The sequence below is a fragment of the Propionicimonas sp. genome (assembly GCF_047606205.1).
Lineage (GTDB): Bacteria > Actinomycetota > Actinomycetes > Propionibacteriales > Propionibacteriaceae > Propionicimonas.
Genome location: NZ_JASGES010000252.1, coordinates 24,007 through 30,955, shown reverse-complemented (window position 1 = coordinate 30,955; position 6,949 = coordinate 24,007). Strand labels below are relative to the sequence as shown.

At 70.9% G+C, this 6,949-nt stretch carries 6 protein-coding genes and 1 pseudogene; all 7 read left to right on the top strand.

Features of this window, described 5'->3' with window-relative positions:
- Nucleotides 1–496, top strand: a pseudogene (locus tag QM633_RS15755) (thiamine-phosphate kinase); the annotation flags it as partial.
- A 142-nt stretch (nucleotides 497–638) separates the two neighbouring features.
- On the top strand, nucleotides 639–3,059 hold the full coding sequence (locus QM633_RS15750) for a DNA translocase FtsK 4TM domain-containing protein (protein ID WP_415154743.1): 2,421 nt from the start codon (nucleotides 639–641) through the stop codon (nucleotides 3,057–3,059).
- A gap of 46 nt (nucleotides 3,060–3,105) precedes the next feature.
- Nucleotides 3,106–4,494, top strand: coding sequence for a 30S ribosomal protein S12 methylthiotransferase RimO (gene rimO, locus QM633_RS15745; protein WP_415154741.1), 1,389 nt, complete (start codon nucleotides 3,106–3,108; stop codon nucleotides 4,492–4,494).
- Nucleotides 4,491–5,111: a CDP-diacylglycerol--glycerol-3-phosphate 3-phosphatidyltransferase gene (gene pgsA, locus QM633_RS15740; RefSeq protein WP_415154739.1), complete on the top strand. Its 621-nt coding sequence runs from the start codon at nucleotides 4,491–4,493 to the stop codon at nucleotides 5,109–5,111. The genes rimO and pgsA overlap by 4 nt, the downstream gene beginning before the upstream one ends.
- A gap of 82 nt (nucleotides 5,112–5,193) precedes the next feature.
- Nucleotides 5,194–5,499 carry a helix-turn-helix domain-containing protein gene (locus tag QM633_RS15735; RefSeq protein ID WP_415154737.1) on the top strand — a complete coding sequence of 102 codons (306 nt, stop codon included), beginning with the start codon at nucleotides 5,194–5,196 and terminating at the stop codon, nucleotides 5,497–5,499.
- Nucleotides 5,500–5,505: 6 nt separating this feature from the next.
- Nucleotides 5,506–5,700 carry a DUF3046 domain-containing protein gene (locus tag QM633_RS15730; protein WP_415154735.1) on the top strand — a complete coding sequence of 65 codons (195 nt, stop codon included), beginning with the start codon at nucleotides 5,506–5,508 and terminating at the stop codon, nucleotides 5,698–5,700.
- A 170-nt stretch (nucleotides 5,701–5,870) separates the two neighbouring features.
- Nucleotides 5,871–6,917: a recombinase RecA gene (gene recA, locus QM633_RS15725; RefSeq protein ID WP_415154733.1), complete on the top strand. Its 1,047-nt coding sequence runs from the start codon at nucleotides 5,871–5,873 to the stop codon at nucleotides 6,915–6,917.
- Nucleotides 6,918–6,949: the final 32 nt, after the last annotated feature.

Below are 6,949 nucleotides of genomic sequence, written 5' to 3'. Positions count from 1 at the left end.
GGGCGCCCGCCCGGGCCAGCTCCTGGCGATGGCCGGACGCCTCGGCTGGGCGGCCGCGGGCGTCGCCGTGCTGGCCCGCGGCTTCCGCTCGCCGAGGGCCGTGGTGCTCGCACACCGGGTTCCCGAGCCGCCCTACGGGCAGGGCCGGGTCGCCGCCGAGGCCGGTGCGTCCGCCCTGATCGACGTCTCCGACGGCCTCCTGGCCGATCTCGGCCATGTGGCGCGGGCGTCGGGGGTGACCCTGGACGTGACCACCTCCGCGCTGGAGATCGCAGAACCGCAGAAAGCCGTCGCCGCGGCGATCGGCGGGGGAGACCCGCTGGCCTTCCAGCTCACCGGCGGGGACGACCACGCGCTGGTCGGCGCGTTCGACCCCGACCGCGTCCCTTCCGGCTGGATCGTGATCGGCCACGTCCTCGACGGCGCTCCCGAGGTCCTCGTGGACGGCGGCCCGTGGGCCGGACCGTCCGCCGGCTGGCAGCACTTCCGCGCCTGACCCGACCACGGCGCGAGCGGACGGTTCCTTCGTGCCGGTGCGGGAGAACCGTCCGGCCACGCGGCAGGACAGGGCTTCTTTCGTGGCCGGGGATCGGCGTGGGGACTCGGCATCGCGGAGTCGATGGCCTAGCCTTCGGTTCATGGCGACCCGCGCGTCTTCCCCTTCGCGGAGCCGCAGCAGCGCGTCCACGCGCACTAGCGCCTCCCGAAGCACCGGAAGCAAGAAACCTGCATCCCGCACGTCCGCGCGCACCCAGCCGGAACAGTCGGGCCTGAGCCGATTCCTCTCCGGGCTCGGACGCGGCATCGCGGCGGTCTGGCGTGGGCTGGCCACCGTGGTGGGCTCCGCGGCCCGCGTGATCCCGCCGTCCGTGCGCGACCTCGAGCCCGAACGTCGCCACGACGGCGGCGGCCTGCTGCTGCTCCTGGTGGGCCTGCTGGTCGCCGGCGAGTTCTGGATCGGCCTTCCCGGGGCGACCGGCAACGGGGTCCAGCTGGCCGTGACGACGCTGTTCGGCTCGTTCTCCTACGTCGTCCCCGTGCTCTGCTTCGGCATGGCCTGGCGCACCCTCCGGCACCCCGAGCGCCACGGTTCGGCCGGACGCCAGGCCGTCGGCTGGACGGCGGCGCTCTTCGGCATCCTCGGCCTGATCCACATCAACAGGGGCCTGCCCCGCGGTTCGCAGCCCGCGCTGGTGCGTGAGGCCGGCGGGTTCCTCGGCTTCATCTCGTCCTCACTGACCGTGGACCTGCTCACGGTCTGGCTGGCGGTGCCGATCCTGGTCGTCCTGACCGGCTTCGGCACCCTGGTGATCGCGGGCATCCCGATGAGCGAACTCCGCGCCAGGGCGGCGGCCCTCCGCGAGCGCCTGCGCCGGCCGGAGAAGCCGGAGATCGAGTACGGGACCCAGCACCGCGCCTACGACACCCCGCTGGTCGACGAGCCGGAGCCCGAACCCGACCCCGCCGGGGAGTTGACGATCGCCCTGGCGGCGACGCCGGCGCCGAAGCCCGCGAAAGCCGTCCAGCCGCCGCTCGAGGCGCCCGTGATCTCTGCCGGACCCCTGCGCGCGGAGCAGCCGCCGATCTCCGGCGACATCGTCTACGCGCTGCCCGATCCGTCGCTGCTGAAGGCGGGGACGGTTCCCAAGGCGCGCAGCCAGGCCAGCGACGCCGTCGTGCAGAGCCTCACCGGAGTGCTGCGCCAGTTCGAGATCGACGCGACCGTCACCGGCTACACCCGGGGTCCGACGGTGACCCGGTACGAGGTCGAGCTGGGCAACGCGGTGAAGGTGGAGAAGGTCACCGCGCTGGGCAAGAACATCGCCTACGCCGTCGCGTCCGCCGACGTGCGGATTCTCTCGCCGATCCCCGGCAAGTCGGCGATCGGCATCGAGATCCCCAATGCCGACAAGGAGATCGTCTCGCTGGGCGACGTGCTCCGCTCCTCCCGGGCCCGGAACGACCACCACCCGATGACGGTGGGCCTCGGCAAGGACGTGGAGGGCGGCTATGTGGTGGCCAACCTCGCCAAGATGCCGCACCTGCTCGTGGCCGGCGCCACCGGCTCGGGCAAGTCGAGTTTCGTCAACTCGATGATCACCTCGATCCTGATGCGGTCCACCCCCGACGAGGTCCGGATGATGCTGGTCGATCCCAAGCGGGTCGAGCTGACCCACTACGAGGGCATCCCGCACCTGGTCACCCCGATCATCACCAACCCGAAGAAGGCCGCCGAGGCCCTGCAGTGGGTGGTGCGTGAGATGGACGCCCGGTACGACGACCTGGCCGCCTTCGGCTTCCGGCACGTCGACGACTTCAACAAGGCCGTCCGGGCCGATCAGGTGAAGCTGCCGCCGGGATCCGAGCGCGTGCTCGCGCCGTACCCGTACCTGCTGGTGATCGTCGACGAGCTGGCCGACCTGATGATGGTCGCGCCCCGCGACGTGGAGGACTCCATCGTCCGGATCACCCAGCTCGCCCGGGCCGCAGGCATTCACCTCGTGCTGGCGACGCAGCGTCCTTCCACCGACGTGGTCACCGGCCTGATCAAGGCCAACGTGCCGTCCCGGCTCGCGTTCGCGACCTCGTCGATGACCGACTCCCGGGTCATCCTCGACACCCCGGGCGCGGAGAAGCTGGTCGGCCAGGGCGACGGACTGTTCCTGCCGATGGGGCAGTCCAAGCCACTGCGCGTCCAGGGGGCATGGGTGACCGAGGCGGAGATCCGGGCGGTGGTCAAGCAGGTCTCCGACCAGCTCGCCCCGCAGTACCGGGACGACGTCGCGGCCCCGGCCGACTCCGGCAAGGCGGTCGCCGAGGACATCGGCGACGATCTGGAGCTCGTCCTCGAGGCGGCCCAGCTGGTCGTCAACCTGCAGCTCGGATCGACGTCGATGCTGCAGCGCAAGCTGCGGGTGGGGTTCGCCAAGGCCGGGCGGTTGATGGACATCCTCGAGACCAGGGGAGTGGTCGGTCCGAGCGAGGGTTCCAAGCCACGTGAGGTGCTGGTCAAGCCCGACGACCTGGACGAGGTCCTCGAGGCGCTCCGCGCCGGGTGAGGGAGTGGGGCGGCCGGCGAACGGCTCGTGGGGTAGCGTGGCTCGGGTGAGTCCGACCCCGGTGCACCTGATCAGCCTCGGCTGCGCGCGCAACGAGGTCGACTCCGAGGAACTGGCCGGTCGGCTGGCCGCGGGCGGGTTCGCCCTCGTCGACGACCCCGACGAGGCCACGGCCATCGTGGTGAACACCTGCGGGTTCATCGACGCGGCGAAGAAGGACTCGATCGACACCCTCCTGGACGCCTCCGACCGCAAGGGCAAGGGCCGGACCAGGGCCGTGGTGGCCGTCGGCTGCCTGGCCGAGCGGTACGGCCGCGAACTGGCCGAGTCGCTGCCGGAGGCCGACGCGGTGCTCGGTTTCGACTCCTACCCGCGGATCGCGGAGAGGCTGGAGTGGATCCTGGCCGGCGGTCACGCCGAGGCGCACGTCCCGCGCGACCGGCGGGCCCTGCTCCCGGTCGCGCCGGCAGCCAGGCCCGCACGGGCGGCAGAGGTCTCGGTCCCCGGCCACGGCTGGATTCCCCGCTACCGGCTGGCCCGTGGCGCCTCCGCCCCCGTGAAGATCGCCTCCGGCTGCGATCGCCGCTGCGCGTTCTGCGCGATCCCGATGTTCCGAGGCTCCTATCTCTCCCGGTCCGTGGACGAGGTGGTCGCCGAGGCCCGCTGGCTGGTCGGGCAGGGCGTGCGGGAGGTCGTGCTGGTCAGTGAGAACTCCAGCGCCTACGGCAAGGACACCGGCACGAACCTGGAACGGTTGCTGGTCGGCCTGGACGCCGTCGAGGGCCTGGACTGGATCCGGGTCTCCTACCTCCAGCCGGCCGAGGTCCGGCCCACTCTGCTGGAGGCGATGCTGGGACTGCCCCGCGTCGTGCCCTACTTCGACCTGCCGTTCCAGCACGCCTCCGGGCCGGTCCTGCGACGGATGCGCCGGTTCGGCGACGCCCGGTCCTTTCTCGACCTTCTCCGACGCATCCGCGAGGTCCGGCCCGATGCCGGGGTCCGCAGCAATGTGATTACCGGCTTCCCCGGCGAGACCGACGCGGACGTGGACGTCCTGGCGTCCTTCCTCTCCGAGGCGCGGCTCGACGCCGTCGGCGTCTTCGGCTACTCCGACGAGGAGGGCACCGAGGGCGCGACGCTGCCCGGCAAGGTGCACCCGGAGGTGATCGACGAGCGGGTCGACCGGCTGGCCACGCTCGTCGACGAGGTGTCGGCGCAACGGGCCGCCGACCGTATCGGGGAGCGCGTGCAGGTGCTGGTCGAGGCGGTGCACCGCGGGCAGGCGTCCGGAAGATCCCTGCACCAGGGTCCGGAGACCGACGGCAGTACTACTCTCGAAGGAGTAGATAACGATCTGGTCACGGGAGCCTTGGTCTGGGGTAGGGTCACGGCGACGGATGGGGTGGATCTCGTCGTGAAGGTGGAGGGGCAATGACGCAACCTGCGCAGCATGCCACGGTGGGCGTGCCGGCGTGGCTCCCGAACGCGCTGACCGTGCTGAGGCTGATCCTGGTTCCGGTCTTCCTGGTGGTGCTGTTCGCGCACCCGGCGGACTTCGGCTGGCGCCTCGCGGCGACGCTCGCTTTCGGAGTGGCGATCCTCACCGACCTGTTCGACGGGAAGCTCGCCCGCCGCTACGACCTGGTCAGCGACTTCGGCAAGATCTGGGACCCGATCGCGGACAAGGCCCTGACCGGGGCGGCCTTCATCTCGCTGAGCATTCTCGGCGAGCTGCCGTGGTGGATCACGATCGTGATCCTCGCCAGGGAGTGGGGCATCACCTGGATGCGCGCGGCCATGCTGAAGTACGAGGTGATGGCGGCCGCCGCCGGCGGCAAGCTGAAGACCGTCCTGCAGTCGATCGCGCTGCTGATGTTCCTGCCGTACCCGATGCCCGAGACCCGCGAGGTGCTCCCGTTCTGGTTCTGGCTGGCCTGGCTCGTGATGGGGGCGGCGCTCGTGCTGACCCTCGTCACCGGCGTGATGTACGTGCGGGACGCGTTGCGGCTGCGCGCCGACGCGCGGGCCGGGCGCGGCGGACGCCGATCCTGACCTGGCCGGGGAACAAGGCCGCGCCCGCGTGGCGTTGTACCACCGCCGGGTTCGGACTCGGCGGGACAGGTAGAGTCGACCCATGATCCAGGAAGTGCGCGAGCGTCCGGCGCTGATGCGTGAGGTGCTCGGTGAGTCGCTGCGTGAGCTGCGCACGTCCTCGAGCCTCACCCTCCGCGAGGTGTCCGGGAAGGCCCGGGTCAGCCTCGGCTACCTCTCCGAGGTGGAGCGCGGCCAGAAGGAAGCGTCCTCGGAGTTGCTGAACGCGATCTGCACGGCACTGGACGTGCCCTTGTCGCAGGTCCTGCGGCAGGTGTCGGACAAGCTCGACGGGCACGCCGGAGTGACGGCGCTGCCGGTGCGCAGCCCGCACGTCGCCGCGGCCTGATCCCGGATGCGGGAGGCGGAGCTGCGCTCGCGGCTGGCGGGCCACCTCGGTGACGCCTACTCCCTGATGTGGTCGGACACGGTCGTTCTGGAGCGCCTCGGCCACCGCACCGTGAGCGAGGCGCTCGCCGGCGGCGTCCCGTGCAAGGACGTCTGGCTGGCGGCCTGGGAGGCCCTCGAACTGCCTGCGCGGGACCGCTGAACACGCCTGGCGTGTCGGGTGCATATCGAACATCTGTTCGGCTAGCCTGTGGACAGTTGCCCGGCGGACGTGGAGCTTTCCACACCAACACCCGCACCTGACCGGTTGTCAGTGGCGGTGCCTAGGGTGATGGCGACGGAACGGACAGCCCGAGGGAGAGGACGCGACAGATGGCGGTAGCGGACAGGGAGAAGGCGCTCGCGGCGGCGCTCGCCCAGATCGAGAAGCAGCACGGCAAGGGCTCGGTGATGCGGCTGGGTGAGGAGACCCGCCAGCCGATGGAGGTGATCCCGACCGGGTCGATCGCGCTCGATGTCGCGCTCGGCATCGGTGGTCTGCCCCGGGGCAGGGTGATCGAGGTCTACGGACCGGAGTCCAGCGGCAAGACCACGGTCGCCCTCCACGCGATCGCGAACGCCCAGGCGGCGGGCGGCATCTGCGCCTTCATCGACGCCGAGCACGCGCTCGATCCGGACTACGCGGGGAAGCTGGGCGTCGACACCGACGCCCTGCTGGTCAGCCAGCCCGACAACGGCGAGCAGGCCCTCGAGATCGCCGACACCCTGGTCCGCTCGGGGGCTCTGGCGCTGATCGTCATCGACTCGGTGGCCGCGCTGACCCCGCGTGCGGAGATCGAGGGTGAGATGGGCGACAGCCACGTCGGCCTCCAGGCCCGCCTGATGAGCCAGGCGCTGCGCAAGATGACCGGTGCGCTGTCGGGGGCCAACACGACGGCCATCTTCATCAACCAGTTGCGCGAGAAGATCGGGGTGATGTTCGGCTCGCCGGAGACCACCACCGGTGGCCGCGCGCTCAAGTTCTACGCCTCGGTGCGACTGGATGTGCGTCGCATCGAGACGCTCAAGGACGGCTCCGACATGGTCGGCAACCGCACCCGGGTGAAGGTCGTGAAGAACAAGGTGGCTCCGCCCTTCAAGCAGGCGGAGTTCGACATCCTCTACGGGCAGGGGATCAGCCGGGAGGGCAGCCTGATCGACCTCGGCGTCGACTGCGGCATCATCCGCAAGGCGGGCGCGTGGTTCACCTACGAGGCCGACCAGCTCGGCCAGGGCAAGGAGAACGCACGCAACTTCCTGAAGGCCAACCCCGAGGTCGCCGATGAGATCGAGCGCCGGATCCTCGCCCAGTTGGGGGTGGGTGCTGCCTCCGACGTGCCTGACGGGATCGATCCGGTTACCGGCGAGGTCGAGTTCTGAGCACGGAGGAGCCTTTCCCGGGCGTGGCGTCG

Coding starts and splice junctions, on each gene's coding strand:
- QM633_RS15730 (WP_415154735.1), top strand. CDS start 5,506: ATGCGGGAGGCGGAGCTGCGCTCGCGGCTGGCGGGCCACCTCGGTGAC.
- pgsA (WP_415154739.1), top strand. CDS start 4,491: ATGACGCAACCTGCGCAGCATGCCACGGTGGGCGTGCCGGCGTGGCTC.
- QM633_RS15735 (WP_415154737.1), top strand. CDS start 5,194: ATGATCCAGGAAGTGCGCGAGCGTCCGGCGCTGATGCGTGAGGTGCTC.
- QM633_RS15750 (WP_415154743.1), top strand. CDS start 639: ATGGCGACCCGCGCGTCTTCCCCTTCGCGGAGCCGCAGCAGCGCGTCC.
- recA (WP_415154733.1), top strand. CDS start 5,871: ATGGCGGTAGCGGACAGGGAGAAGGCGCTCGCGGCGGCGCTCGCCCAG.